The organism is Bacteroidota bacterium, assembly GCA_039111535.1.
GTDB lineage: Bacteria > Bacteroidota > Rhodothermia > Rhodothermales > JAHQVL01 > JBCCIM01.
On record JBCCIM010000085.1, the window covers coordinates 1 to 25,047 of the forward strand.

The following is a 25,047-nucleotide window of genomic DNA, read 5'->3' on the forward strand; positions in this document are numbered from 1 at the left end:
CCCTCTCTTAGCCCCAAGCCCGGTATACCATGTGTGTGCCGGGCTTTTTTTATTGATAACAGGTCTGATGCGCAACCAACACAGGACACACCATACTTGAATCTTTTCCTGTGCTTATATCCCGCTTTGGTGGTTGATCCAGTAAGTCCTCATTGCCGCGTTGTCACAAGCAAACATTACAAAGGCAGTATGACGACCAAAAGCATCAGCACAACGACAATGGTGACCACCGTCCGAATGGTATTCCATCGGATCCAGCGTGCTTCAAATACCTCGCGCGCAGCTTGCAGCGCCGGCGCATCCATCGCGTCAAGATCATGGGCCTGCAGTTGATTGTTAAGCGGGATATTGACGATGGCTGTCGGCAGTTGGGCGCCAAAGAGATAAAGTGCAACGGCGCCAAATACCAGCAGTTGCTGGGTCCCCTCTAACGCAGCATAGCCAAACCACGCTGCAGCAAGGATGGCAAGTACCGACCCGGCCCACATTAGCATAAATCCCGGGTGATTGTTCTGAATGATACCGTCCATCACTTTAAAACTTTTTAAAAAGCCGCGGTCATCGAGGGTTTGAATACCGGGCATAACAATCATCGTGAAGGCGAGCAAAAAGCCGGCGACAAGCGCGCATAAAAACATCGCTAGCGCTATCACAAGGTGGGGTATTTCCATGGTGATTTCCTGATTATGTATGGCAAAAATATAGGTATTAAAGTGCGCTGGAACCCGCTGTACTTTTTCAGCGGACTCCAGCGCTACATCTCCTCATCCCCACGTACCTGCAGCCGCCGTTTCCCGTGCGTACGTTGCGAAGTCTGTGGGTGGACGCCCCAGTGCGCGTTGGATACCGTCGGTCAGGTTTGCGTTGCGGCCATCAAGGACCGTGGTAAACAAATAGTCCATCATCCACACCACTTCTTTGGGCGCACCAGAAGCTTTTGCGCCTTCAATAAACGCTTCATGCGGGATCTGGAGGAACTGGATTTCTCGGCCTGTGGCCTTCGACAATTCATCCGCAACTTCGGCAAAAGTCATTAAGCGTGGGCCCGTTACCTCATACACTTCGCCGGCATGCCCTGGCTGTGTCAGCGCGGCAACGGCGACTTCCGCGATGTCATCTACATCAACAAACGGCTCCCCCACATCACCGACGGGTAGCGTGATTTGTCCGGAATGGATCATGCCGGTAAACGCGCCTTCTGAGAAATTCTGATTGAACCAGCTTGCCCGAACGATGGTGGTATCTACCCCACTATCCTGCACAATGCGCTCACATGCTTGTGCTTCTGCTTCACCGCGGCCAGAAAGTAAAACAAAGCGCGATACGCCTTGCGCTTTTGCCATATCCACAAGCGCCCGAATGGCATCCGATGCGCCGGGCACGGCAAGGTCTGGCGCGTAATTGATGTACATAGCTGTTACGCCTTCCAGGCACGCTTGCCAGGTGGCCTCGTTGTCCCAATCGAAAGCCGGCGTAGCAGATCGGGAACCGATACGGGTTGGGATTCCCATTTCCTGTAATTGCGCTACAATGCGCCGGCCTGTTTTGCCAGTACCGCCAAGTACAAGTGTGAGTCCCTGCGATGCAGTGTCTTTATGTGTATTCATTGCTTGATCCCTTAATTGGTGTTTGATTACAAGCAATAGAATAGTTGTACAGGCAGGCGTATTTCTCGACACCGGCTGCCAAATTTTTGACAGTACGCGCCAATTTTACTTTTTTTGTGGATTGAGGCGGTAAGACCGGGGTGTTTGGCCGGCCCAGCGCATGAAGGCGCGGGTGAATGCGCTCTGTTCAGCATATCCGGTCATGAACGCAATTTCAGCTAGCGAATAATCGGTTTGTTGTAGCAGGCGCTCAGCCAATTGCCGGCGTGCCGTATCTACGAGTGCCTGAAATGTATGCCCAGTTTCAGACAGCCGGCGTTGTAAAGTTCGCCCACTCATGCCTAACTGACCCGCCACATCTGAAATGGCAGGCACGCCCTCACTCAGCGCGCGTGACACTTGATTGCATACCTGTTTATCCAGGGCGGTTTCATCTTCAAACGTTGCCAGCGTGGCTTCGAGATGTGAATCAAAAAAACGGGCGATGCTCTCATCTCCGACCTTGTTTCGGGTGTGCAACGATGTACTTGCAACCAACAATGCATCCCTGTCCGTGTCAAAATACACGGGACACTCAAAGTAAATTTCATGGTCTCTGACATGCACCGGTTCAGGGTGTTTAAAATAGACGGCGAGGGGAGTAAATGGGGCGGTGGATACTTCCCTGCTAATCGCAGTGATTGCTGCGATGGTTGCTTCATTCGATATGCGCATGCCGAGCCGGCGCTCTCCGGCGCGATTGAGGTGTACATACATGCCGTTCTCCGCCTGCTCATGGGTGTACGTTGACACGCTCGTCAAAACGCGCGCATAACGCGCCGCACGCTCATAAGAACCAAGCAAGGTAGTGGCCGATTTGAATGCCAGGCCAAAGGCGCCATAGTCGCTGCAGCGCATTGCACCGCCACCACGCAGCGACAGTGTGGTTGGGTTGCCGTCTGAAGCTGCCAATCGCTCCAGGAACGCATAATATTCATCAGCAGAAACCATCAACGCGGGATCAACCGGCTCTCCCGGTTCGATGCCGATAGACCGCAGCATGGCGTCTTTGTCGACATGCTCATCAACAATCCCGAGTACCTTACTGGCAAATAGCGCGGTTATTTGTCCCATAGCGTAAAAATAATAAAGCGGTACACAAACTGCCCATCAATCAATCGTGAAAACAAATCCAGGCGGCCTGAATTAGACCAGCAGGACGCACCTTGTGCACCGCTATGTTTACAAGAGGCTGTAAGGTTATATTGCAGCATATCCGCCACTGTGAGCGATGTCTTCCTCTGTCATGAATCGAATTCCCACGCCTGAACTGAGCGTTATTATTCCTTGCTTCAATGAAGCAGAGGTCATCCCGCTGCTCATTCCTGCGCTGGAGCAGCTTGATGACAGCCTGCCATTTCCGGTGTATTTTCTTTTTGTAGATGATGGGAGTACCGATCAAACGTTGGCGCTGATTACCGATGTCTGCAACCGCGACGAGCGGTTTGCGTGCCTGAGTTTGTCGCGCAATTTTGGGCACCAGAATGCCGTGTCTGCCGGCTTGCGCCATGCAAAAGGAGACATCGTAGCGGTGATCGATGCAGACCTCCAGGATCCACCGGCCGTCATAGCGGACTTTGTCGACAAGTGGCGTGAAGGATATGATATCGTTTATGGCATCCGGCAAAACCGGAAGGAGAAGTGGCCACAACGGTTAGCCTACGCGCTGTTTTACCGAATCCTGAAAAGAATTGCCAATATCGAAGTACCGCTCGATGCCGGCGACTTTTCTTTGATGGACCGCCGGGTTGTCGACGTAATTAACCAGATGCCCGAGCACAACCGTTTTATCCGTGGCTTGCGTGGCTGGGTTGGATTTCGGCAAACGGGCGTTGCCTATGAGCGGCAGGAGCGGCAAAAAGGCACTTCAAAATATACCTTTGGCAAGTTGTTCAAACTGGCATTAGACGGGCTGATTTCGTTTTCTGCCGTTCCGCTGTGGCTGGCCGGATGGATGGGTGCCTTTTCAGCGATGCTGGGTTTTGGTTACATGCTGTACGCGTTTATCGCACGCGTAGCCGGCATAGAAATTCCCAAAGGCTGGACATCAACCATCATCATTATCCTATTCCTCGGCGGCATCCAGCTCATGGTGCTGGGCATTCTCGGCAATTACATCGGGCGAATTTTTGACGAGGTAAAGAATCGCCCCCACTATATCGCCAATCATACAACAGGGTGGCTTAGTAGAGCCATACAGGTGCATGAATCAGCGCCGGCTAAAAACACCCCTTCCAACGCATAAAACCACACTGCCTACCTGCTGCGCAACGTTTCTTTAAATACGTTCCCCTACCTTGTACACTGTACTGCTCCGTGCCATGGACCGCAAGACCAAACAACGCCTCACCCTCAACCTGATCGACGTCCTCAAAAGTCTCGCGTCTTACAATGATAAAGGCGTGGTATGGATGAAACACACTGCCGCCGAAATTGAAGAAAACCGGCAGCAATATGCAGACAGGCTGTCGCGACTTCGCAACGCCATGGTGCCTGCAAATCTTACCGAAGAAGCCCATGCGTTTTTCGATTCACCAGACCTGCTGAAAGACCCAACGCATGGGCACTTACAACAACTGCGCAATCTGATCAAGGAGTATCGCTTTTACATCGACTACTGATTTTCGAAGTGGGCGTTGAGCGTTTCAAAAAACTCATTTCTGATTTTCTCCCCATCGATGGCGCGGTAATAAGTAATTTTCCGGTTGCCATTTTCCGGCGAAGTGGTAATCTCTACACGCTCAGCCCATTCCGGATGAATCATGGCGCCAATAAGCGCAAGGTCCCAGATCCAGCGGGCTTCGCGCAAGCCATCCAGGTGGTTGTACCACCGATCCACCAGGTACTTACCGAGGTCGTGTTTGTCGCGCAGCCGGCGCTCTGTTTCTTCATACGTAAACTCCATCGCCAGCGCGACGCTGTGCGGCATCACGTGCATTTCTACCACTGACTTCAACATGATATCGAGGGCCTGGACGTCCATGACGCTATTGAAGTCGGTTTCATCCATGAGGCCGGCTTCAAAGTCGTAGTTGGTACCGAGCCAGTACAATTTGATGAGTGGCTCTATTGACGGGTCGATGTAGATTGCGGAAGCCACATTGGTGAGTGCACCCAGGGCAATCACGGTTAGCTTCTCCCCTGCCGGCATCGCTTTAGCCTGCTTAATGATTTCGTATGCAGCCGCAGAGTGTTGGGCTTTGTCGCCCCAATCGAACATACGCGCAATACCACCACGCCGTAGCTTGGCCGGGTGCTTCAGGTATCCCGTCAGTACCGCATTTACACGGTGGCTGTTTTCCATCGACTGCGGCTCCGCCCAATGGCTTGTTTGCCACTGGGTGGCATTAAGCGCCGTGATTTCCCAGGAAGGCTCAATTAACGCGCGGGCAACAGCAAATAAATCATCAATTTCATTGCCCGTATCAGCATCCAGGATAATGGGTTGCTGCGCATTTGCAGGGAAAATGGTCAACGTGGTAAACAATACAAACAGGAAGCAAAAGCGCGAGAAAGGTAGTTGATTCATGGTCCGGGAGGCTAAGTAGCAAGTAAAGCGACAACTAAAGTAACAAGGAGATCAATGGCGCTTAATATACTACCCACCAACCATCATCTTGCAAAAAACACACCTGCCGGCTTTTATCGCCGCGCCCTGAAATTGTATGCCACACCAAAGTCAAGGCCACCATTCAACACATCGTATCCTCCCATCAACACAAAAGAACCAAAGTTACCAGCTAATCCGGGAGAGAAACTGGGTACATATTCGACTTCATTATCGCGTTGGTTAACCAACACGCCCATGCCCAACGCCGGCTGAACGGGTGATCTAAAGAAGTCATAAAACCCAACGATGCGCCCCATGAAGTACTCCGTCTCAGTTTTTGATTTTTGGAGTACAGCTTCGTTTACAGCCACCTGGAGGAGTAACCCGCCTTTGGGGTGTACATAACCGGTCATCAGGCCAATCGGTGCGTGTTCAGCATTGCCATAATACCCTACCGTTCCGCCAATGACGGCAACGGCTGCCACAGCAGCCACTCCTGCCAGTGCTGCCGGCAACAAGTCGCCTTCATCTTCCTCGTCATCATCATCGTCTTTTTTCTTCTTATTCCCTGAGAAAATGCCTGTGGCCGTACTTTCGTCCTCAGTTTCTTCCTCAGCCTCCCCCCTCGATCTGCGATCGTCGCTGCTGCGCGCGCCTTCAGTTCTTTGGTCCCCCCGGCCAACACGGTCGCCACGGGGTTCGGTAGACCGCGTGTCGACATCAGCAATTCGAGGTGGGGGCCGGCGGCCGTAGAAAGGAAAGTCTACCCAAATGGAAATGCCCGGGCGAAAGATGGTACGGCGGCTTGGGCGCCGTGGCTTGCGGGTTGCCGGCTCGTTTTCAGCAACTGCAGGGTCATCTTCGAAATGAACAAAAGAAATCGACGCAATCTTCGGATTTCTAATGTTAAATCCTTTCTGAAAATAGGCCTGGGCTGTTGCCGCATCGGTATCGGCAAAAACAGTCTCCCAGGCAAGGTCACCCATTTCTACAGTAACATACCCGGTCATAGCCTGCGCCATCAAGCTATCGTGCGCGAGGGTAAACAAGGTGACAGGCGTATCTTCCACGACCACTTCTGCCTGCACAACAATTGACTCAATCAGCACCTCCCCCGACAGTTCAGCAAAGGGTGTCTTTTTTCCATCCAGATACACAAAATCGCCCGGCTCCCATTGCAGCTTGTAGCTAAAAGCAGGCAAACTGTCTGCAACACGATAACTATAAGCAATGGTCAGTTCGTCAATAAGCGGCAAAACACCAGATTCCTCAAAAAAGGCATCCGTTGACGCTTCTTCGTGAACACTCAACGGCCAGTCTGTAATGGCGATTTGCTGCACGCGCTCCTGCCCCGAGGCATAAGGCACAAGCAAGAGGAAAAGTCCAAAGAGGACAACAAGACCTGATGGGAATCTCATAACAATTGTATTTGCGGGCTGCAATACCTTAGACGCCACTAAACGGACTTCGGTTACAACCGCGCACGCTTTATCACTGCATAAGATGTCTCCGCAGATGATTTACCTCATACAGAAAGCCAGGCCTGTAAGAGCAAGCCTGGCTTTGTGAACGTGAAATTTGGTGCCAACCAAGCAGAGAACAGTTTACCCGAAGATGTTGGGGACGTTTACACTGAGGATTACGATAAAGGCAAAGAAAAGCAGCAATATGGCAGCCTTGCCCCAGTCAATATCCCATGAGCGTTCCAACAAATTGTCTTCAGTCAGTTCATCGCGTTTGCCGACCACCATACTTACCCCAAGGCCAATTACCAGGGTCACCACAGCACCAACAGCATTCCACCAGAACCAAAATACCTGTGGGACAAACAGCCAGAGATAAACATTTACAAGCACGCCGGCAATTAACCCGATATTTGCACCTAGTGCATGCACACGCTTGAGCGCAATGGCTGCAATAAAGGTGGCCAGAATCGGACCATAAAACACAGAGCCAACTTTGTTGATGGCCTCGATAACTGTCTTTGCGATGTCGCCGGTGAAGAATGCCAATACAATGCACACGACGCCCCAGAAAAGTACTGCGTACTTGGAGTAGCGCATATACTGCTCATCCGACAGTTTTTTATCCCGGTTAAAGAAGTCTTCTATACTCGCTGCGCTCAGTGAATTAATTCCCGAACTCACCGAAGACATGGCAGCCGAGAAAATTGCTACCATGAGTATCCCGATCACGCCATGCGGGAGGAAGTCGCGAATAAAGATAGGGATCATGAGGTCGGGCTTGTCAGCCGGAATGCTTTCCATGAACCCCGTTTGCGTGACAGCAAGCGTGCCAATCACAAGTCCCATCAGGCAATACACAAACGTGATGGGAAAACGTAATAAACCATTAAACAGCAAAGTTTTCTTCACCGTACCCAGATCCTGCGCAGAGAAGAGCCGCTGTACCTGGCTTTGGTCCGTTCCGTAGTATGAGGTATAGAGAAAGAAGCCGCCAATAAGCATCGGCCAGAAGCCAAACTCGTCGCCTTCCTCTAGCCCCATCGAGCCAAAATCGACTGCTGTGAGTCGGTCCGTATCGATGTTCGCGAGGAAATCGCCCCAACCGCCAATGTAGTGAATGCCGGCAACCAGGCATATCACTATGCCGACGAGCAAAATCATCATCTGGATCATGTCGCCATAAACGACAGCCTTCATGCCACCCTGATAGGAATAGATCAGGGTTACCACGCCAATAATGAGAATCGTTTGCCACATCGGAATATCCATCACGCTGGCAAGGATCAGGGCAACAGTGTACACCATCACACTGGTAGCAAAAGCTCTGCTAATCTGAAACACACCACTCAACAAAACGCGTGTAGAAGTACTGAAACGTCGTTCGAGATACGCATACACGCTCACGATGCCGGCTTTGTACATCGGAGGAATCAAAAACACAAGCAAAAACAGCATTGCCAACGGTACAGCAAACTCATACGTTAGCCACATCATCCCGCCCCCTTGCTTCAAACCCACAAACGCCGGCGCCGAAATAAAGCTGATGGCTGACAACTGCGTTGCAATCGTACTGATCGACAGTGGAAACCAGCCAAAAGACTTGCCGCCAAGGAAATAATCTTCGCTATCTTTGTTTTCGCGAAATAGCCGCCCCAGCAATAACAATCCAACGATATAACTGACAATTACGAGATAGTCTATACTGTTCATATCGCATCACGTATTTAGTTTCTGTCTGAGTGCTGCTTTTCCGCCATTCCGCCATTCAGACCGCAGCATGCTAAGGTGGACCACGTCGGTCCGACCAGTCCCTGTCACACTCCACAGGTATTCTCGCAAGCGTCCTTCTTCTGTGCAGCCCACACTGCGCATGGCATGCAGGCTGCGTATATTCTCCGCACTTACACCAAACCCAACACGCCAGGCGCCAACGGCTTCGAAGGCAAAATCAAAGAGAAGATACTTGCAGTGTTTATTCAGCCCAGATCCCCAAAAAGAACGACCATACCAGGTGTGGCCAAGCTTAATCGTCTGCAGTTCCGGGTTGATTTCATAAAAACGGGTGGTGCCGGCAAACAGGTTTGCGGCTTTGTCAAATACTGCAAAAGCATAGGCTTTGCCGGCGGATCGCTCCTCAACAGCCGCAGCTATGTATGCGGTAAGTTGTTGTACATCTCGTCCGTTTTCGAGCAGATGGTACCAAACGGCTTCGTGGTCGGCAGCAGATAAAAGCGCTTCCGCATGCTCAACCAGAAGCGGTAAAAGCCGGACACGACTGTCTTCAAGCACGTAATCCGCTGAAAAATCAAAGTTGAACATGGGGCTTCCGGTTGCTGGCTAAGATCCGTCTTCTTTCAGGAGGTCCAACGTACAAGCGGCTGTCCAGGAAAAGTCACCGCCCCCATACCCGCTAGCGAGGCCGGCTGCGGTGGATTTATCTGATTCAAAGTATTCGTAAAATCCGAGTTTTTGTACCAACTCTAACAAGTCTGCCCGCACAATGCTTGCTGTATGATCAAATCCGTAACGTCTCAGTCCGTGGTAAATCATCCAGTTCATCTGCGACCACACAGGTCCTCGCCAGTAACGTTTGGAATCAAACAATGGGCTGTCGACATCAAAACTCGGACAAATGTAATAGCCGCGTTGGTGCAGGCTTTGCAGGTAGGTATTTAGCGCAGCGGCCTGATCTCCAGTGGGAATTTCGGCATAGAGTGCAGAAAGGCCACCAATTTCTTTGTGCGCAATAGCCTGTCCACCCCGTAAATCAAAAGGTGTAAAGGTTTGCAATGCAGGATGCCACAGCTTTTCCACGTACGCACGCAAAGATTGCTGCTGCCATTCTTTTAGTTCACCTACATCAAAACCAAAACGTTCACCAATTCGAATCAGGCTTTCATTTGACTTGATGAGTACCGCGTTCATCAGCGTATCCTGAACCAAAAACGGACTCTCCTCAAAAATACCCGCTTTGTCATAGCAGTGGGCTTTACCCATCTGCAGCAAGTAGACATATCGATCATACTGATATGACGTCGGCCGCTCGTCGGACGGTGCAATAGAGGTGTCGCGACGCTCATACTGTGGCAAAGCAGCTTTGTCAATTTCGATGCGGGCGAGCGAGTTGTCCCACAGCGGCGAATTATCCCGACCAGACTCCCAGGGATGGAAGATGAACATCAACCCTTCTCGCAAAGGATCGCGATAGGTGTAGAGGAAGCGATGACTTTTCACCATCCGAGGGAAAATCTCCCGAACAAACGCGATGAGAGTTTCATCATCAGGATATTTCTTGAGTAGATCCTCCAGCACAAAGCCATGAACAGCCGGCTGGGTAATTCCAGACGACTTTGGCTTATCTGGTGCTCCGTCGTTTACATCGCACTCCCAAAAATCATAATTCGGGAAGTACGTTTTTTCGTTCTCGCTATGAAAAATGATGTGGGGCAACATACCATTTTCCCATTGCCCGGAAAACAGCGAAGCCAGCTCCTGAATGGCGTGATCCAGTGCAAAGTGGCTATGCCCGATGCTCACAAACCCTGAATCCCAGTTCCATTGAAAAGGATACAGCCGACCTGTTGGAATGGTAAATCCGTCCCTCCAGTTCAGCGAAAGAATGCGCCGGGCCTCATCAACCAGATTCTCTAACTGCATGTTTTGAATATAAAAGAAGGGTAAAGGGTTGATGCCCAATCCTTTACCCCTCCTTCTTTTTTTGCACTAACAAGCTTGTGCCGGCAATATACGCCAGCAACGCAAAGGGTACCTAGAACGAGAAAGCAGCCCTGAGGAACACACGGCGCGGCAGAATAGGTCGGCCTACAAAAAACTCGCTCAATCCGGTCTGCGCATCACCCTGACGCGGTGAACCTTCTGTAACACCATCTGCATCAAACAAGTTGAAAACAGACAGGCCAACGCGTAATGCTTCTTTATCGCCCAGCGGAAAGCTGTATCCCGCATCCAAACGGACGATATTGAATCCATCCAACTCTACGGTGTTGGCATCGTTTGCAAACTTGCTACCGAGGAAATTGCTGGACAGATTGACATCAAATCCGTCATTCTCGTAGCTAAAGCCGGCAAGGCCCATGACATTGGGCTGACGACGCAACTCATTGCCTTCCAGGTCCGGATTTCCTTCAACTTCTGTGAACTCGTGATCCTGGAAAGTGAAGTTACCATATACGTTCACCCCGTTTCCGAGCGCATAGTTAGCCGTTGCCTCCAACCCAATCGTCTGCGTACTCTGCACCCTGACCTCTTCAATAATGCTCGACGGGTTGTTGGGGTCATTGATAAAGTCTACGCTCCTTCTGTCGCCAAGCGCCACAAAGAAGAGGGCGGCTGTCCCGGAGAAGTTACGCTGGGCATACTTGACACCAAGTTCGCCTTGAACAACGGACTCGGGCTCATAACTCTGGGGTACACCTGGTCTTGGGAAAGAAACCGAACGGAGCTCAGGGAAGAAGTAGCCTCGCGAGAAGTTGGCGTAGAGGTTCGTTGAGGTGCTCAGCTTGTACAAGCCGGCAATGGCAACCGCCAGGTCACTTGTAGACACTTCACCCTTCTGGAAAGTGTTGCTGCCTACACCCGTTTCCCGGCTGATAATGCCTGAAGCACGCTCCCAGCGTAATCCAATATCCAAATTGAATTGCTCTCCTTTAATCTCATCACCTACAAAGAATGCAACTTTGCGACTTTCATGGTAACGGTTAGAGGTTTGCGCACCAGAAATGAATCCACCGGTTGAAAAGTTGACGTCGTTGCCATCTTCGTCAGTGTATGCGACATTGACCATACGGGGTGCGTTTCTGAAATCGCCGAGGAAGTTCAGGATCCAGTTGTTGTCTTCAGCACGGGTATTTGCGAGAAAAGTACCAAAGCTGAAGTTGTGGTTGTCAATCGACTTTGTAACCTGGATTTCGCTGACCATTTCTTCCATGGGCCGCTGGCGGTCGAGAATCCTGTTCTGGAAGAGCAGGTCGTTTGCAGCCAGGGTAGAGCCGTCATCCGCATAGGTGAATGACGCATTGGCCGGCAATTCGCGGTCCGTCAGGAAAGAGGCCTGTGTTTCGGGTACGTTGTGCACGCCGTCGCCATCGAGGAATAAGTTGAACCAGTGGTCGTACCGCGCTGCCTTTGCTTTGGCAGACAAACGCCAGTCGTTGCCAAATGAATGTTTCAGGTCTACCATCAAGTAGCCACCCTGCGTCATAACACCATTTCCAATTGGCGATTCAAAGCGGCCAAATGGCGTGTCAAAAGAGAAGTCTTTTGCCTGCCCGGTAAGGGTTGTGTACACCGTTTCCCCATCGTTGCCTGTAGGCCGCTCGCGCTGCCCATTGTCGTTTGCCAGCGGGTATGGGAGATAAAACTGTACGTTATCATCGATGACCTGCCCATAAACCGTGATTGAGCTCTTGGCGTCGTTAAACAGTTTTTTCACGTTTGCACGTACCTGATATCCTCTGGTAGGAAGGCCGGTATCAAGCGGACCGTCGTCGTAGCGATAAAAGCCTGACACCGCGTAAAACAGGTTGTCATTCAACGGGCCGGCAGCCAGAAAGTCTGTTTTAACACGACCGCCTTCAGCCCATTCCAACTGCACCTTGTTTTCGTGCTCAAAAGACCCGGTAGTACTGGTATAGTTAATAATGCCGGCTACACTACCAGCGCCAAACAGCGTAGAAGAACCACCGCGCACAAATTCCAGATTACGCAAGCCTATATCATTGCGGAAGTAAACGTCGTGAGCTGAGGAGTTAAGCCCAAACGTGCTCAGCACAGGCAGCCCATCAACCTGGAGTGGCGTAAACTGATACTGACCGCCAGAGGGCATACCACGCACAAACACATTCGATGCAACTTCGCCACCACCACCTTCAGCTGTAATGCCCGGAATGGTACGGAGAATATCTGCCTGAGAGTTGCTGCTCAGTTGCTGCAGGCGTGCCGCATTAAGCAATGTGATCGACATCGGCGATTCTTTCTGTGTACGTCCACTGAAGGACCCCGTAACGACGATCTCATCGAGTAACAGGTTGTCTACATTCAGTACCACATCCTGTGTGTAGCTCGTGCCGCTTTCGACAGCAATGCTCATTTGATAGGTTGTGTATCCTGTATAAGAATAGATGATGGTTTGATTGCCAGCCGGCACCTGGAGGCTGTACGTCCCGTCGAGATCAGTAGTGGTGCCAATCGCCTGGCCCTGTACTACAATGTTTACCCCGATGAGCAAATCTCCGTCACTGCCCGTAACTGTGCCTGAAAGCGTGCCCTGTGCACTTACGTTGCCAACTGCAAAACACAGCAGCGTGGCGCAGAACAAGTACCGAATACCTTGCAAGGAGGATCGAATCATGATTGTTGCTTTTCCTAATGAATATCTTTTTCCTGCGGGTTGACATGTATGTCCACAATCAAATTAGATGGGGGCTCTACCGGCTTGTTTATAGAAAACTATCTATTAATGACACTATTCTATAATTTTTGCCACGATATACCTGCCCTTTTGTTATTATTGTGTCCATGAAACCGGAATACGAAAAGATACTCGAGTCGCCCGAGCGGTCTTTTATGACGCGGGTTGTTCGCCGGCCGAGCCGGCCGCTACTCAGCCAGGCATGGCACTATCATCCTGAAATAGAAATCTGCTATACCCTCAAAAGTTATGGCCGCAGATTTGTCGGAAACCAGATATCAGACTACCAGGAAAAGGACCTCGTCATTTTCGGCACCAACCTCCCACACGGCTTCACCACAGACGTACCTTGCCACCAAATTGTCATCCAGATGACGCGTGATTTTTTGGGTGAGGCATTCATCAACAGGCCCGAACTTCACACCATTAAAAACCTCTTTGCTTTTTCACGGCGGGGCCTTGCCTTCCAGGACAGTACAAAAAAGCGCTCCCGAAAGCTGATCAGAAAATTGATCAAAACAGAGGGCTTCACCCAATTACTTTATTTACTGGAATTGCTAAACGTGATGGCAGACGCTGATGATGTGGAAGCGATCTGCTCTGAAGAGTATGCGCTAGACTTTAACGAGGCCCAATTGGGGCGGGTCAAAATTGTCTACGATCACATTATGGAGAATTTCCGAGAAGAGGTTCGGATCAAAGAAATCGCGGACAAACTTAACATTTCGGAAGCCGCTTTTTATAAGTTCATCAAGAAACACACGAAGAAAACATACACCCAGCTCATCAACGAATTTCGGACCCACTACGCGAGCAAATTGCTCATGACAACCGACAAAACGATCTCTCAAATTTGTTTTGAAAGTGGATACAACAATTTATCCTATTTCAACCGCAAGTTTAAAGAGATTATGCACGAGACCCCGCACAGCTTCCGAAGCCACTATTTACGCCGACCTGCTTAAATCCCATCGGTAAACTGCAACGCATTGCGGTCGTAGCCGGTGAGTTCTACGTACCCGCTGCCGTCAATCGGATCGCCGCCGGCTGTGCCTTCCACACGCACAGCACCTTCCCAGTATCGGACGGCCAAATCTAGCTCCTGATCATTCATGAAAGGTGTGATTTCCAGATCCAGTCCTTCCGCCGGGATTTGGAGGCGCCATTGTGAGGGGTAAACGCCTCCATGTTTGCTCTCCCAGGTATCGAGCACAGTCAACGTTACATTATCTGGCTCCAGCAACCGCTTGTCTCCTGTTGGGCCCACTACTACGCCGTGTGCATAAGGCGCAACGTCTGCTGTTGTGTTGCGCACATTGAAGTACATAACATCGCGTCCGTCGCCAAGGTGAAAAGAAAACCAGTCCCAACCAACCTGATCAGCCCTTAAAAGGCTGGTGCTCCACTCTCTATCCATCCAGCTTAATCCTTCTACAGCATGCTCGGTACCGTTGATGGCAACCGTGCCTCGTGTATCCATCCGGGTCATCGAGTAGTAGTAAGATGCGTTGCCGTACCCGGTCCCTTTCACGCTGTAGCCGGCATCACCCTGCAGCACAATCGGTTTGACAAGATCCATTGTAAAATCGATTGCTACCCCATCTTCAGCGGCTCGCACCCGCATCGGCGGCATCTCGTCGCCAATTTGTGTGGCTTCCCAATCGTCAAGCCACACGCGAAAAGGAGCGGGTGTTGCGCCGGCAAGTCCGGCTGCACCGCGGCTGAATCGTTCGAACGCGTAGAACTTTTGATTATCGATGTCGCTCAGCGCAAAATGCGCAAAATAAAGCTGCTTCGTACGCCAGGCAGATCCATCTTCAGCCTCACCCGAATCTGGTGGAGCTAGCGCATTGCGAAAAATGGTAAACTGATATCCAAAGCGCCGGCCTTCCTGTGTTTGCAAATTTCCGGTGTAATACCACCATTCCAACTTATAGCCAGGATGTGCCCCATGATCAGCGGGAAACTGAATTGGCATGGGCCCCAATGCGCGTACATAGCCCGTGGTGTCTCCCGCCATTGCCTGCCCGATGCCTACAGAAGCACCCAGGGGAGCTGGCTCCGAGCCCAGCAGCAACACGCCGCCCACCAGTCCAAAAAAGAGCAGGACAATAGTGAAGAGTACTTTGTTCATGGCTTATGTAATCTGAAAGCGTGGATACGATCATTCCTCTCGCAACGCCATAGCAGGATTTGCCTGCGCCATTCGCCATGCAGGATAAATGGCTGCCAGCAGCGCCGCAATAAGCGCGAGGACGAGGGCCTGGAGCAGTACTTCCGGGGAAACCTGCACTTGCATGGTCCACCCAAAGGAGCGTTTATTAATGACAAAAATGAGCACGCCGGCCAGGATGAGTCCTAGCGGGAGCGCGAGCAGGCCGGCAAATAATCCCATAAGTCCGGATTGCAGGGTGATATAGCGCCACACTTGCCGGGGCGTAACACCCGTTGCCCGCAAGACCGCCAATTCTTTGGCGCGCTCCAATTGCAAGGCCATCAAGGCACTGAGAATGCCAATGAAAGCAACGCCTATTGCCAGTAAGCGGAGTACATTTGTAATGGTAAACGTGCGGTCGAATACATCCATAGATAGTGCACGCAACGTCTGATTCGCACGAATCAGCACCTCCTGGTTTTCATCAACCAGCTTTCTCAATTCCGCGATAGCAGTTGCAGGCTCCACACCATCTTTCAAATACAACGCCATGGTCGACACAGCGGCCTGTCCAAAGTTCTGTTCAAACGCTGTCCGATCAAGCAAAGCCGTCCCCAGATCCGATCCGTAATCAAAATAGACACCCGCTATTTCAAACGGCTTTTTGCCGGCGTCGGTATCCAACGTAAGCACATCGCCTTCGTGCAGGTTGTATCGATAGGAAAGCGGCTCGGATATAATGATGGCGCCGGCGTTAGTAAACGCGGGCCAAATGGTTGAAGCATCACCTTCTTTAAAGGTAAACGAGGTTAAGCTTGGTGGTGCAAGATCAAACGATACAAGATCAATAATACCGACATCGGTATTGGCTTTGGTTTGAAATCCTGTACTGGCTTCAGCAATGACATCCGCTGCTTTAAACCGTTCTACGAGCCCATCATCCAACGTAGCATCTACCCGACGCATGACAAGGCTAGGCGGTGACACATAAATATCTGCCTGCAACGACTGATCAAGCCATACGGTTACCGTTTGCCGAAAACTGCTGACCATGACGCCTACGCCTATTGTGGCGGCAATAGCAACCATCAGGGCGGCAACTGCCACAGAAGTACGGCTGAGCGAGGTGCGAATACCGCTAGCCGCCATCCTGCCCGTCATACCAAATACATACGCCATGACAGGCCGTACCCATGCAGACATCCGGTCAACCATAATGGGGATAAGCAGTGCGTAGCCGACCAAGACTAGAAAAAGTGCACCATAACTGACAGCAATGTTTCGCCCGGGCGCCATCAGTAACAAGGTACCAGCCAATCCCAATATCAGACCAGCAATGGCAAACCGCGGCATTTGATTTTTGAAGGTTGTCTCCTCCAATGATCTACGCAATACGGTGCCCGGCGTTGATGCAGTGGCTTCGCGAGCCGGCGCCAGCGCAGCAAACAACGTAGCCCCTACACCCAGGGCTACGCCTTTGAGAAGCGTCATCGGGCCAAGCGCTATGTCACGCACCGAGAGCACGTAATACAGGTCATTGATTGTCTGGGTCACGAGTTGTACCAGACTCTGCCCCAATACAATGCCAAGCAACAGGCCGAGTACCGTACCGATAATGGCAATCAGCACGGCTTCGCCGAGAATGAGGCGAAAAATTTCGTTGCGCGTCACACCGAGGGTCCGCATGCGGCCAATCAGCCATCGACGCTGAACAACCGAGAACGTCATCGTATTGTAGACGAGAAACATGCCGACGATAATCGACAGCATGCTGAGCGCGGTAAGATTGAGTTCAAACGCCCGGGTCATCTGGGCAACAGTAGAACTCCGCGCTGCAGATCTCATTAGTTGCACACCGCCCGGCAGAGCCTCTTCAATCCGTGTCTGTTCGATCACGCCGGCATCTGTATCAGCAAGGAGTAAGTCCACATGACTCAGTTCGCCTTGCATCCTGAATAAATCCTGTGCGGTTGCAATGTCGACGATCATCAGGTCAGCCATGGCCTGGGCGCTGCGTTCATCTTCAGCCTGCAAGACGCCGGCGAGGGTCAGGACGGCCGTCTGTCCACCTGCTATAACCGATAGGGTATCACCTACTTCAACGGCAAAAGCTCGTGCTGTCTCTTCAGCAATCAAACAGGTATTGGGCTTTGCCATGAAAAGGGATAAGTCAACGCCGGCGTCCTGGTTGGTGTACGCGCGAAAGGGTGCTTCAGCAAGCGCGTCGACGCCAAGGATCTGCAACGTCCGCGTCGGTTCTTTTGAAACGCGAACAAAACCTTCGACAACTGGTGCAGCCTCGCGAACACCAAGCCCAATCCGTATATCACGATAGACCTGTTCATCCAGATTTCCCGTTGACGCTACGATTTGATGGGTTGCCTTCCCTGTAACCCGCTCGCTAGACAAAGAGAAGGCACGGCGTGCACTTTCATTGGCCAGATCAATCGATACAACCAGCGCAACCCCTAACGCAACACCAAGCACCGACAGGCCAATCAGCCAGGGGTGGCGCCCCATGTAGCGAATACTTGATTTAGAGAGGAGATTGCGTGAGCTCAAGGCGCTAACCAATTTGATTGAGGGTCATCATTTGACAAGCTCGGCGCCAGTACTTGAGGATACGATACGTCCGCCCTGGAGTGTAAACACCCGATCAGCCAGGGCAGCCATGGAACGGTCGTGTGTAGCTACAAGTGTTGTTTTACCCATACCCCGTACCAGCGTATCAAACAGATTGAGCACTTGGTCTGCCGTTTCATCGTCGAGGTTACCGGTTGGCTCATCGGCCAGAATAAGCATGGGGTCGTGCGCCAGCGCGCGCGCAATGGCAACACGCTGCTGCTCCCCGCCAGACAGGCGGTCTGGATAACTCTGCATGCGATCACCGAGGCCTACCTGCTCTAGAAAACCCAGGGCTTCATCGATGTCGTTTTTGGTCAGCCGCTTGTTCAAATCGAGCGGCAAAAGTACGTTTTCCTTGACGGTGAGGGTCGGAATCAAGTTGAACGTCTGGAAAACGAAGCCGATATGCTCTCGGCGGAAAAGGGTGCGTTCCTGCTCCGACAGGGTGGTCAGGTTAATACCACCAATGGTTACAGCGCCGGCGCTGGGAATATCAATCCCGCTCAGCAAGTTCAAAAGGGTGCTTTTACCGGATCCACTCCGGCCAAACATCACAATAAAATCCCCTTTGCCAATCTGAAAATTAACGTCTTCAAGTACACGACGCGTTTTCCCCCCTTCTTCGAAAGACTTGGTCAAATTATGCACATCCACCAGAGGGGATCGCTCCATGATATCGAGAGGCTGGTTAACCATGAAAGATTCGCGATAGAAAACACCGGGCGAATGGATAGTTCCATTTTTCGCTAATATAGAGAAGGTGGTTGCTGTTGTGCGGGGAATCTAATCAACTGCTTTGCATCCGTTTCAAATACCGGGAAAGGGAAAGAATTGAAATAGCGCTTATACGGAATTTTATGGATGAGGGGGTGCGTTTTTGCAACGAAATACGTCATTTGTGAAACACCCGTTGGGTCTTCAAGACCCGACGGGTGTTTTAGATTGCCATAACCTCGGGCACTTGCTGGGCTTCAATGCTACGTTGAAGCCGATCCTTGAAATTGGCCCACCACCCGTTTTTCAAATTACAGCTGTGATGCAAAATCTGCCTGAATCTCCAGTAGCAGTTGGGCAACGCAAAGTTGGTTTTCCAATACGAATAACAGTGCTGAAACCACCCGCCCCCTTGCACGCGCCGGGTCCATCCTCTATACTCTTTCATCACAAAATTAGAGAACGGGCATGAACGTACTGATCTTTGGCGCTACAGGCATGGTAGGATATGGCGTCTTGCTAGAGCTGATCGACAGCCCAGCTGTGGCACGCATCCTGAGCATTGGCCGGCGCACGTTGGATATCGAAGCCCCCAAGCTCGAACAACTCGTCCACACCAATTATGAAAACTTTGACGCCATCGCTGACAAGATGACTGGATTTGAAGCCTGTATGTGGTGCATTGGCGTTCCTTCAGCCGGACTCACTGAAGAAAAGTATACGACCATCACGTATGCCTATACGATGGCAGCAGCAAAGGTATTGGTCAAACAAAGTCCCGATATGCGGTTCTGTTTTGTATCCGGAGAAGGTGCAGATAGCAGTGAGAGCGGGAGAAGCATGTGGGCCAGGGTTAAAGGCAAGGCTGAAAACGCACTCATCGCGCTGCCTTTTAAAGAGGTTGTCATTTTCCGGCCCGGATTCATAAAAGCGGAACGGGGAAGTAAACCCAGAGGTGCATTGTACAAGACAATGTATGCCATCTTCGGTGTACTTGCCCCTGTGATGCGCTGGTTTGGGGCAGCAACCTCGACCACGGAAATAGGCAAAGCCATGATCGCAGCAGCACAGGGAAAGGCAGAAAAACAGATTTTACGTTCTGTAGACATCAACGCGCTTGCCACGCGAGCGTCATGAAGCCCGCAACACAGCCGGCACTTCGCTAAGCCAACCGACCTTATGAGTACCCCACAGCCCGATGCAAATTGCCTCGGCAGCATCATGGCGCAATGATGTAGGTTTTTTGGCGCCCGACCAATCGATAATCTGCCGCGCCAGGCGGTCTGCGTGCTTTTTTGCGTCTTTGCCGCTGCGCTGGTGACGCGACAGCAGCAACAATTCGCGCCATGCGCCGGCGTGCAACTGCAGCACTCGCAATCCGCGCCGCTCACCTTCCGCAATCCAGGGCACAGCAATTTCACCGCCACCTTCGATCACCAGCACTTCAACCGCAGGAGACTCACGCAGAATTGCACCAGCTGCGCGCCGGAGCCGGCCTCGCGAACCAAAGTTGCGAGATCGATACCACTGCAGCCGCCCATCCTGCCCAAACAAAGCAAGGCCTGTTTTTAAGCCAAGATCTACGGCAAGCAGCGACATTTAGGTTGAAGGTTGAAGGTTGAAGGTTGAAGGTTGAAGGTTGAAGGTTGAAGGTTGAAGGTTGAAGGAATGTAAACTTCGACATTCAAAATTCATTGTTCGGTGTTCGATATTTAAAAGGATTTGCTAGCTTAGCAGAGATCCTTCGGATACACAGGATGACAGTCGACAAAGTGCGGCGCATGCAGTTCAATTTACGGGCTTCAATCGGCACACAGCATTCTGTGGATAAAAATCACCAAACAAAAAAAGAGCTGACCCAAAGCCAGCTCCTTGTAAAATCTAGATAATGCCTTCTCGCCAAAGCCAACCGATCAGTTCATCTTCGAGCCTGAATTGCTCGCTCCAAAATCGAGAAAGCTCAATACCGTTCAACCGAACCATGCCGCCGCTACGTGCCAGGTACTGGAGACGTTCGAAACGGACCGGCGCCATGCAGTCATCATCATAAATCTGCAACCGCTGCGGTGGCGGGGTTTTCCAGTAAACTTTGTTTATCGGCTTCACCCGGATGACAATTTTCTGGCATTCGCCTTTTTCATCAGCATGAACCTGGGCTTGAAACTGATAATTCAAGGTTTGCTCATACCCATTTTCGGGCACCTGGTGCATCATTAATCCAGCTGAACCAGAACAAGATACAAGCAGAAATATTGGTATTAAAAATAAGCTATGAATTACTTTCTTTGATATGCGCATAGTACACTTATGAGTCTAATAATACAGTGGTCCGGAAAATTTCGGCAACACGAAGCGTGTACATCATTTATTTTATTACGGGTGATGTATCCCGGAGATCCCCTGCAGATTGGCGTTCAGCGGATCACATTCGTAGTTTCTATCAACTTACAATCCTCTCCCCGCCCCCCATCCGCAGATTCATTCCGTCACGGATGGTAAAAAACATCGCCTGTGAGATGAAAGGCCATCAGATTTTGTACCGGTTTTTGATAATTGTGCTGCTCCTGGCCGGCTGTAGCAAACCAGACCTCAACGACCCGGCTGTGCAGGCATCTCTTCAGCAGGCAGAAAACATGGGACTGGCCTATCTGGAAGAGAATCGATTCGACGATGCGGCGGCGGCGTTTGAAACGGTGATCGCACTTAATCCTGAGGACCCCGCCGGCCACGCGAATCTGGGCATTGTCCATTTGCGCAGAGGAGACTATACAGCAGCAGAAAAGGCCTTTAATGAGGCATTGGCGCGTAAAAAAAGTGACCCTGACATCTTTATCAATCTCGCCACAGTTTTCCAGCAAACCGACCGGATCGAAAACGCCAGAGAAATCCTGCGTACATCGCTTGAGACAAACCCTGAGCATGTACAGACCCTCTATCAGTTAGCGCAATCGTATGGCGGATTACCTGAGGACAACACACAATTTATTGCCCAATTGCAGGCAGTTATACAGTATGCGCCGGCCAATGTAGTCCCTCGTTTTTTTCTGATTGAAGCGCTCACTAGCGGAGATTTTTTCCCGGAATCGCTGGACGCGCTGATGGCCCTGCAACAGCAACTGCCAGCCATCCCGCAAGAAGCACAACCCTACTTTGACCGCGCAGTACAGGCCTTCCAGGCGCAGGATACAACCACTGCACGCGCTTCAAGCCGCATCTTCCATAACCTGATGAAGGCCACACCCTACTACCAGACAAGTCTGCGTTTGCTAGGTATTCGAACAGACCTCGCAGCCGGCAATCCTGTGGTCTCCCAACCCGTGCTGACCGCAGCTGCCTCCACCGACGAATCTGCCTTTATTCTCGATAACATGCAGTTCAATGACGCAACCGAGGGCGCAGGATTTACTTCCAGGGAAGGCAATGTAATCGATATGGTGCTTTTTGATTACGACGGGGACAACGAGACGGACTTGATCACCCTTACACGCGACGTCGTTTCACAAAACACTGCTGTCACGCTTTATCAAAGTCGGTTTGGTCGATTTACAGATGTCAGCGAGAAAGCCGGCATCGATTCAGCAATATCCAATGCCGCGAAGCTTCTGGTAGCTGATTTCGACAACGACACCTTTCCAGATATTTTTATCTCCCGCCAAGGACCCGATGTGCTGCTAAGCAATGCAGGAGATGGTACTTTTGCAGCCACTACACCTTCAGGACTCGACACGGAGGGCGTGCGTGCCATGGTCGTTGCTGATATAGACCACGATGGGGACCTTGATCTCATTACAGGCACCAAAACCCACGACCGGGTATTCCGTAACAATGCAGACGGTACCTATTCGGCTAATCCTGCTGCTGGCCTGCGGGGTGAAAACAACGATGCAACTAACGATATCGATATCGGAGATTTTGATGATGATGGAGACCTCGACTTGCTATTCAGTCGAAGCAGTGGCCTTTATCTCTACTCAAACCAGCAGCAAGGTATCTTTGCCCTGATTGCAACAGCATGGGAAGGCCTATCTGAGGTTGCATCAACGGGTACGGGAGACTTTAACAACGACGGTTTCCTGGATGTGATTAGCGCCAGCACAGCCGGTATCCAATTACATACCAACCAGGGTACGGGTGCGTTTGCTGATCCTGTGCAGATAACCAGCGCTTCATCAGGGCAAATAGCTGTACCGCTGGATGTCGACAACGATGGCCTGCTAGACTTCTTTCTAGCCGGCGCTGCCCCACAATTGTGGCACAACGCAGGCAAGGGTTTCACCAATGCGACCACAACCCTGCTTCCGGTAAACGAGGACAACGCAATCGGTGCGCACTACACAGACTATAACAACGACCGGGATCTCGACCTCTTCCTTAACACGCCCCAAGGGATAACGCTTCTCAGGAATGACGGCGGCAACCAGAACCGGATGGTTTCGATACAAACGCGCGGCCTGGTAACCAATAACAGCAAAAACAATTATTACAGCATTGGCGCCAAGGTAGAAGTACGCGCCGGAGATTTGTACCAGATGCAAGTCGTGAACCAGCCGGTTACCTACTTTGGCCTGGGTAAACGCCTGCAAGCAGACGTTATACGGATTGTTTTCACAAATGGGGTGCCGCAAAACATCTTCAGCCCGGGCACTGATCAAGACATTATCGAGCAGCAGATTTTAAAGGGATCATGTCCGTTTCTATATACCTGGAATGGCACCGGCTACACGTTTGCAACCGATCTGTTGTGGCGTAATGCGCTGGGCATGCCCCTGGGTATTATGGCCGGCGGAGAAACCGCCTATGCCCCTGCAATGCCTGCGGAAGACTATGTGCTCATTCCTGGTCCACTTGTACCCAAAGATGGCCGCTATGCCATCAAAGTCACAGGAGAATTGTGGGAAACGCCTTATATCGATGAAATTAAGCTGCTTCTCGTAGACCATCCCGCCACCACGACCATCAGAATCGATGAGAAATTTGGCGCTGCCCCTTCGACACCACTCCCTGTGTATGTACTTGAGCAAGTTGTAGCAGTAACTGCCATGAATTCGCAAGGAACGTCTGTTACAGCAGCGCTCAGTGCAGCAGACCAGCAGTTTGTGCCGCTCACAAAGCCAACCCGCTACCAGGGCCTTATGCAAAGCGATGCACTTGAACTCGTGCCGGCTGCACCGATCAACCCGGACGAAGCAGTACTTTATTTAAAGGGATGGATTTTCCCGACAGACGCAAGCATCAACGTCGCACTTTCTCAGACACCATCACGCGGTGCCTTCCCACCCCGTGTTCAGGTACGCAATGAAGCTGGTGATTGGCAAACGGTCATCCCGAGTATTGGATTTCCGATGGGTAAAAACAAAACCGTACGCGTCGACTTGCGCGGCAAATTTCTGACAGATGACCATGCGGTGCGTATCGAGAGTAACATGCAGATTTACTGGGACCATGCGTTTTTTGCTGAAGAGGTACCACAGGCCTCAACGCGCAACATACTCCGTCGGACCAGCATAGCAGCCGCCTCAGCAGATCTGCGGTATCGGGGGTTTTCTCGCATGTATAGATCTTCGCCTTTTGGCCCCCATTTGTTCGACCACGACAGTGTTTCAACTACGCCTCGCTGGCAAGATCTGAAGGGGCAGTATACCCGGTTTGGCGAGGTAGCCCCGCTACTCTCATCTACGGATGACCAGTACGTGATTATGAATGCCGGCGATGCCATCGAGATCACTTTTGACGCCAATGCAGCGCCGCAACTGCCGGAAGGCTGGCAACGCTCGTTCATTCTGTACACCAACGGTTGGCTGAAAGACGGTGATCTGAATACCGCCGCCGGCCGCCACGTTGAGCCGCTGCCGTTTGTGGGGATGACGGCATATCCATACAGCGAAGCTGAGGCTTATCCGATGACGCCGGCCAACAAAGCCTACCACGCGACCTACAACACCCGCACCGTAACCCGCGAAGCGTTCCGGAATCAGCTCAAGCCTTAAGGCCACGGTACGCTACCCCATGCGCAGGCGTCTGACTGTGTATGAAGACGTACTATGTATACATCGTCGCCAGCATTAGCCGCATAATATATATAGGCGTGACTAATGATTAGGAATGCAGAATTGCACAACACAAGGCCAGGGTAAATCCTAAAAGTTTCTCTGCCAGATACTTCGTGAATAGACTTGTGTATTTCGAAGTGTTTCAATCGATAAATGAGGCAATAGCAAGAGAGAAAGAGATAAAAGGCTGGAAACGGATACGAAAAATAGCACTAATTGAGGCGAGAAATCCGACCTGGAAGGACCTGAGTCTGGAGTGGGATAATTAGGCTCACCCAGATCCTTCGCGGGGCTCAGGATGAACTGTGTTAAGAATCAAGTATTCAGTTTCATTTTTTCGACATAATCATTGTCGAAGGCAACACCGCTTTTGACTACTGCAAACACCTGTCTTACCAGCTTGTTGGCCAC

20 protein-coding genes are annotated in these 25,047 nt (G+C 51.2%); 6 read left to right on the forward strand and 14 right to left on the reverse strand.

Translation table 11 applies throughout. The features are described from left to right. Positions 1-176: 176 nt before the first annotated feature. The 3 genes from AAF564_13985 to AAF564_13995 all read right to left on the reverse strand — a co-directional run bounded on the left by AAF564_13985 (position 177) and on the right by AAF564_13995 (position 2,720). A complete protein-coding gene (locus AAF564_13985) occupies positions 177-671 on the reverse strand; it encodes a DUF1772 domain-containing protein (protein MEM8486658.1) in 495 nt (164 codons plus the stop codon). Positions 672-764: 93 nt separating this feature from the next. Then, on the reverse strand, positions 765-1,607 hold the full coding sequence (locus tag AAF564_13990; GenBank protein MEM8486659.1) for an NAD(P)H-binding protein: 843 nt from the start codon (positions 1,605-1,607) through the stop codon (positions 765-767). Positions 1,608-1,712: 105 nt separating this feature from the next. Continuing rightward, positions 1,713-2,720: an AraC family transcriptional regulator ligand-binding domain-containing protein gene (locus tag AAF564_13995; GenBank protein MEM8486660.1), complete on the reverse strand. Its 1,008-nt coding sequence runs from the start codon at positions 2,718-2,720 to the stop codon at positions 1,713-1,715. 172 nt (positions 2,721-2,892) lie between these two features. Here AAF564_13995 and AAF564_14000 point away from each other — a divergent pair, with 172 nt between their 5' ends. Then, positions 2,893-3,891, forward strand: coding sequence for a glycosyltransferase family 2 protein (locus AAF564_14000; protein MEM8486661.1), 999 nt, complete (start codon positions 2,893-2,895; stop codon positions 3,889-3,891). A 52-nt stretch (positions 3,892-3,943) separates the two neighbouring features. After that, positions 3,944-4,267: a hypothetical protein gene (locus tag AAF564_14005; protein ID MEM8486662.1), complete on the forward strand. Its 324-nt coding sequence runs from the start codon at positions 3,944-3,946 to the stop codon at positions 4,265-4,267. Here the strand turns inward: AAF564_14005 and AAF564_14010 are convergent. The 6 genes from AAF564_14010 to AAF564_14035 form a co-directional block, all read right to left on the reverse strand. Beyond that, positions 4,261-5,175 carry a nucleoside hydrolase gene (locus AAF564_14010; GenBank protein MEM8486663.1) on the reverse strand — a complete coding sequence of 305 codons (915 nt, stop codon included), beginning with the start codon at positions 5,173-5,175 and terminating at the stop codon, positions 4,261-4,263. The two genes, AAF564_14005 and AAF564_14010, sit on opposite strands and share 7 nt — an antisense overlap. Positions 5,176-5,288: 113 nt before the next feature. Beyond that, the gene (locus AAF564_14015) at positions 5,289-6,614 is read right to left on the reverse strand and encodes a hypothetical protein (GenBank protein ID MEM8486664.1); all 1,326 of its coding nucleotides are present in this window, start codon (positions 6,612-6,614) and stop codon (positions 5,289-5,291) included. A gap of 186 nt (positions 6,615-6,800) precedes the next feature. Then, on the reverse strand, positions 6,801-8,372 hold the full coding sequence (locus AAF564_14020) for a sodium:solute symporter (GenBank protein ID MEM8486665.1): 1,572 nt from the start codon (positions 8,370-8,372) through the stop codon (positions 6,801-6,803). Positions 8,373-8,378: 6 nt separating this feature from the next. Beyond that, positions 8,379-8,981, reverse strand: a complete 603-nt coding sequence (locus AAF564_14025) for a GNAT family protein (protein ID MEM8486666.1) — start codon at positions 8,979-8,981, stop codon at positions 8,379-8,381. 18 nt (positions 8,982-8,999) lie between these two features. Next, complete coding sequence (locus AAF564_14030) at positions 9,000-10,319, reverse strand: trehalase family glycosidase (protein MEM8486667.1); 1,320 nt, start codon at positions 10,317-10,319, stop codon at positions 9,000-9,002. Between the two features lie 112 nt (positions 10,320-10,431). After that, entirely contained in the window at positions 10,432-13,032 is a 2,601-nt protein-coding gene (locus AAF564_14035; protein MEM8486668.1) for a carboxypeptidase-like regulatory domain-containing protein, read from the reverse strand. A 167-nt stretch (positions 13,033-13,199) separates the two neighbouring features. Here AAF564_14035 and AAF564_14040 point away from each other — a divergent pair, with 167 nt between their 5' ends. Further along, a complete protein-coding gene (locus AAF564_14040; GenBank protein MEM8486669.1) occupies positions 13,200-14,057 on the forward strand; it encodes an AraC family transcriptional regulator in 858 nt (285 codons plus the stop codon). Here AAF564_14040 and AAF564_14045 read toward each other — a convergent pair. From AAF564_14045 to AAF564_14055, 3 genes are read right to left on the reverse strand one after another with little or no spacing between them, the layout of a single operon-like run. Then, positions 14,054-15,226 carry a lipocalin-like domain-containing protein gene (locus AAF564_14045; GenBank protein ID MEM8486670.1) on the reverse strand — a complete coding sequence of 391 codons (1,173 nt, stop codon included), beginning with the start codon at positions 15,224-15,226 and terminating at the stop codon, positions 14,054-14,056. The two genes, AAF564_14040 and AAF564_14045, sit on opposite strands and share 4 nt — an antisense overlap. 30 nt (positions 15,227-15,256) lie before the next feature. Beyond that, positions 15,257-17,809: an FtsX-like permease family protein gene (locus AAF564_14050; protein MEM8486671.1), complete on the reverse strand. Its 2,553-nt coding sequence runs from the start codon at positions 17,807-17,809 to the stop codon at positions 15,257-15,259. Between the two features lie 27 nt (positions 17,810-17,836). Next, entirely contained in the window at positions 17,837-18,544 is a 708-nt protein-coding gene (locus AAF564_14055) for an ABC transporter ATP-binding protein (protein MEM8486672.1), read from the reverse strand. A gap of 510 nt (positions 18,545-19,054) precedes the next feature. Between AAF564_14055 and AAF564_14060 the strand changes: the two genes are divergently transcribed. After that, positions 19,055-19,723, forward strand: coding sequence for an epimerase (locus tag AAF564_14060; protein MEM8486673.1), 669 nt, complete (start codon positions 19,055-19,057; stop codon positions 19,721-19,723). Here AAF564_14060 and AAF564_14065 read toward each other — a convergent pair. Next, positions 19,718-20,185: a hypothetical protein gene (locus AAF564_14065; protein ID MEM8486674.1), complete on the reverse strand. Its 468-nt coding sequence runs from the start codon at positions 20,183-20,185 to the stop codon at positions 19,718-19,720. The two genes, AAF564_14060 and AAF564_14065, sit on opposite strands and share 6 nt — an antisense overlap. Positions 20,186-20,467: 282 nt before the next feature. Continuing rightward, positions 20,468-20,800 carry a hypothetical protein gene (locus AAF564_14070; GenBank protein ID MEM8486675.1) on the reverse strand — a complete coding sequence of 111 codons (333 nt, stop codon included), beginning with the start codon at positions 20,798-20,800 and terminating at the stop codon, positions 20,468-20,470. Between the two features lie 302 nt (positions 20,801-21,102). Between AAF564_14070 and AAF564_14075 the strand changes: the two genes are divergently transcribed. After that, positions 21,103-24,573 carry an FG-GAP-like repeat-containing protein gene (locus tag AAF564_14075; protein ID MEM8486676.1) on the forward strand — a complete coding sequence of 1,157 codons (3,471 nt, stop codon included), beginning with the start codon at positions 21,103-21,105 and terminating at the stop codon, positions 24,571-24,573. A gap of 122 nt (positions 24,574-24,695) precedes the next feature. Continuing rightward, complete coding sequence (locus AAF564_14080) at positions 24,696-24,905, forward strand: GIY-YIG nuclease family protein (protein ID MEM8486677.1); 210 nt, start codon at positions 24,696-24,698, stop codon at positions 24,903-24,905. Positions 24,906-25,047 lie beyond the last annotated feature (142 nt).

Excerpts from the sequence above, each read along its gene's own strand:
- AAF564_14075 (MEM8486676.1), top strand. The coding sequence starts at position 21,103 with ATGAAAGGCCATCAGATTTTGTACCGGTTTTTGATAATTGTGCTGCTC.
- AAF564_14025 (MEM8486666.1), bottom strand. The coding sequence starts at position 8,981 with ATGTTCAACTTTGATTTTTCAGCGGATTACGTGCTTGAAGACAGTCGT.
- AAF564_14030 (MEM8486667.1), bottom strand. The coding sequence starts at position 10,319 with ATGCAGTTAGAGAATCTGGTTGATGAGGCCCGGCGCATTCTTTCGCTG.
- AAF564_14055 (MEM8486672.1), bottom strand. The coding sequence starts at position 18,544 with ATGGAGCGATCCCCTCTGGTGGATGTGCATAATTTGACCAAGTCTTTC.
- AAF564_14040 (MEM8486669.1), top strand. The coding sequence starts at position 13,200 with ATGAAACCGGAATACGAAAAGATACTCGAGTCGCCCGAGCGGTCTTTT.
- AAF564_14045 (MEM8486670.1), bottom strand. The coding sequence starts at position 15,226 with ATGAACAAAGTACTCTTCACTATTGTCCTGCTCTTTTTTGGACTGGTG.
- AAF564_14060 (MEM8486673.1), top strand. The coding sequence starts at position 19,055 with ATGAACGTACTGATCTTTGGCGCTACAGGCATGGTAGGATATGGCGTC.
- AAF564_13995 (MEM8486660.1), bottom strand. The coding sequence starts at position 2,720 with ATGGGACAAATAACCGCGCTATTTGCCAGTAAGGTACTCGGGATTGTT.
- AAF564_14065 (MEM8486674.1), bottom strand. The coding sequence starts at position 20,185 with ATGTCGCTGCTTGCCGTAGATCTTGGCTTAAAAACAGGCCTTGCTTTG.
- AAF564_14015 (MEM8486664.1), bottom strand. The coding sequence starts at position 6,614 with ATGAGATTCCCATCAGGTCTTGTTGTCCTCTTTGGACTTTTCCTCTTG.
- AAF564_14070 (MEM8486675.1), bottom strand. The coding sequence starts at position 20,800 with ATGATGCACCAGGTGCCCGAAAATGGGTATGAGCAAACCTTGAATTAT.
- AAF564_14000 (MEM8486661.1), top strand. The coding sequence starts at position 2,893 with ATGAATCGAATTCCCACGCCTGAACTGAGCGTTATTATTCCTTGCTTC.
- AAF564_14035 (MEM8486668.1), bottom strand. The coding sequence starts at position 13,032 with ATGATTCGATCCTCCTTGCAAGGTATTCGGTACTTGTTCTGCGCCACG.
- AAF564_14020 (MEM8486665.1), bottom strand. The coding sequence starts at position 8,372 with ATGAACAGTATAGACTATCTCGTAATTGTCAGTTATATCGTTGGATTG.
- AAF564_14010 (MEM8486663.1), bottom strand. The coding sequence starts at position 5,175 with ATGAATCAACTACCTTTCTCGCGCTTTTGCTTCCTGTTTGTATTGTTT.
- AAF564_13990 (MEM8486659.1), bottom strand. The coding sequence starts at position 1,607 with ATGAATACACATAAAGACACTGCATCGCAGGGACTCACACTTGTACTT.
- AAF564_13985 (MEM8486658.1), bottom strand. The coding sequence starts at position 671 with ATGGAAATACCCCACCTTGTGATAGCGCTAGCGATGTTTTTATGCGCG.